The sequence below is a fragment of the Bacillus sp. P4_D3 genome (assembly GCF_056401855.1).
Genome location: NZ_JBFUIN010000458.1, coordinates 1 through 2,492, shown reverse-complemented (window position 1 = coordinate 2,492; position 2,492 = coordinate 1). Strand labels below are relative to the sequence as shown.

Below are 2,492 nucleotides of genomic sequence, written 5' to 3'. Positions count from 1 at the left end.
TCCAAATATTGTCTGAGGATAATGGGAGGTATAGAGTATTTCCTTCATTTTCGTTCCAAGAAAATAGACAGTTTGAAATTTATATGATTGAAATTGAAGAAAAGGGAAGTTTGAGTGCGGAAGCTCATAAAGAAGGAACKGAAGAATTTATAACAGTGTTTGATGGAGAATTAACAATTGAAGTAAATGGGTGTAAATATAATTTGAAAAGTGGTGATTCCATTAGATTTAAGGCGGATAGACCACATGTTTATTACAATTTAGGAGAAACATTAACAAGAGTGAGTATGACAATTTATTATCCTGTTTCTTAATATATTATGAAAAAGCTATCTATAATTAGATAGCTTTTTTCGTATAAAAAAGACACACAGTTGAGTGTCAAAGCAGTATTGCATATAGGCTTGGAGAATGATTACCTTACGTATTGAGATGGAATAGCTAGGGGGAATTTCCTGCAAATTTAGATTAATGTTGATCCTGTAAGTTATGGAGTTGTTATATTAATTTGATAAGAAATATAATAACGTTCATTAACAGGAGTTGTAAATGTAAATTCGTTTTTTAACATTTAAAAGAAATATACATTTAATAATTATTAAGTGAAAGGGGGTGGTAAATTGAAGAACTATAATGAAACATCAATTTTTGAAAATATTGGACCTACATTTCCACCACTTCCAGTTATTCGAATTCCAACCGGAGCAACAGGTGTAACCGGAGCAACAGGTGTAACCGGAGCAACCGGAGCAACAGGTGTAACCGGAACAACCGGAGCAATCGGAGCAACAGGTGTAACCGGAACAACCGGAGCGACAGGTGTAACTGGAGCAATCGGAACAACCGGAGTAACAGGAACAACTGGAACAAGGGGAGAAACGGGAGCAACCGGAACAACTGGAACAAGGGGAGAAACGGGAGCAACCGGAGCAACAGGGCCTATTGGTAATATACAAACATCAAATATACTATATTTTACTTTTTCAGATGGAGAAAAGCTTATTTATACAAATGCTGATGGATTACCTGAATATGGTACAACACAAATTCTCTCTCCAGATGACGTTTCATATATTAATTTGTTTATAAATGGAATTCTTCAGCCACAACCTTTTTACAAAGTTACTTCCGGTCAGTTGATTTTAATAGATTCTGAACCGCCTTTACAAGGTTCATCAATTATTTTACAATTTATTACTATTCATTAAAAAAGACAGATTCTCATATTTGAGTAATCTGTCTGAATGAAAAAATAGATATTAAGTGATGATAAATTCAACTGTGATTGGAATTCCAGGATCTAATGCATCTCCACCTGGAATGGTAATTGCACCAGTAGGTCCTGTAGTGACATTTGAGTTTACACTAGGTTGAATGACTCCATTGACATAAAGATTGTAGTATGTGTAAGTGGGAAATGCTGTTGCAGTAGTACCAGAGTCGTTTAAGCATGCTGTAGCAGCAATTGCGAAAGCCGCGCCAGTACCAGTACCAGCACCTAAAGTGGACGTGAATCTTCTGGATGCCATAAAAGGTTGAATAATAGGCATGTAATATTTCACCTCTATTTTAAATTTATGGGGCTAGCTAAGATGAAGCTTGTCCCATGTCTTATTTTATGAGAATTTTCCTATTTGAGACGCGGCTATATACTTATATAGTCAATATGATTTTTTATGTATTTATTATGTCTCTTATTAATTGTTTAGTTTTGAGAATGGGGTGATGTATTTAAAAGGACATGTGGAATTTTAAAATGTGTTACTGAGTTTAGGTATATAATCTAATCATTAAGTTTTTAGGGGCATATAATTAATATGAGAGTCGTGAAGATAATTAAAACAGCGTTTTTTATTGTTTAATTATTAGTAGCGCTTTCTTTTCTAAGAGGAAATCATTACTCAAAGCTAATAAAATATAACTATATATTCAATAACTCTTAGAATAGAAAGGTACTCGGAAAACAAATAAGTAAGGAGGAAAAATATGAAACATAATGATTGTTCTGATAATAATCACTGTGATCCAATTATTATTACAGGTGGTTGTTGTGATCCGAAGACAGTTTGTCCTAGCAATTCACAATTAATTGAATTACAGAGTATACTAGTTGCTTTAAGCACAGCTATACCAACATTTTTGACGACCCCAAATGCTACAAATAAAGCGGCACTAGTCGATTTGTTTAATCAATTATTAATTTTACTAAATTCACTAATACCTACTGCAGAAGTAGATTATTTGAAAGAATTAATTGAAAGTATTTTAGCTGTATTAACACCTATTACTCCAAACACGGCGCAATTGATTGTACTATTACAACAATTTTATAGCGCTCTTGCAGATTACTTCTTCTCTATAAAGACTTGTTTTGCACCATCAACTTTACGACTTTTATTTGATCTATTAACGCTACTAATTAGTCTTACTCCAATTCCGCCAGGAGCAACAGGAGCAACAGGAGCAACAGGAGCAACCGGAGCAACAGGAGC

Annotated in this window: 4 protein-coding genes; 3 read left to right on the top strand and 1 reads right to left on the bottom strand. The window is 34.0% G+C overall.

What is annotated here, in order from left to right; translation table 11 throughout:
* On the top strand, window positions 1–314 hold a 314-nt coding region (locus tag AC1DTM_RS22690; RefSeq protein ID WP_477000940.1), incomplete at its 5' end, for a cupin domain-containing protein.
* Between the two features lie 306 nt (window positions 315–620).
* Window positions 621–1,208, top strand: coding sequence for a DUF4183 domain-containing protein (locus AC1DTM_RS22685; protein WP_477000939.1), 588 nt, complete (start codon window positions 621–623; stop codon window positions 1,206–1,208).
* 51 nt (window positions 1,209–1,259) lie between these two features.
* Here the strand turns inward: AC1DTM_RS22685 and AC1DTM_RS22680 are convergent, their stop codons facing one another.
* Entirely contained in the window at window positions 1,260–1,550 is a 291-nt protein-coding gene (locus AC1DTM_RS22680) for a DUF4183 domain-containing protein (protein WP_477000938.1), read from the bottom strand.
* Window positions 1,551–1,986: 436 nt separating this feature from the next.
* Between AC1DTM_RS22680 and AC1DTM_RS22675 the strand changes: the two genes are divergently transcribed.
* Window positions 1,987–2,492 (top strand): collagen-like repeat preface domain-containing protein (locus AC1DTM_RS22675; protein WP_477000937.1); only part of this gene is annotated, 506 nt, incomplete at its 3' end.

Excerpts from the sequence above, each read along its gene's own strand:
- AC1DTM_RS22680 (WP_477000938.1), bottom strand. The coding sequence starts at position 1,550 with ATGCCTATTATTCAACCTTTTATGGCATCCAGAAGATTCACGTCCACT.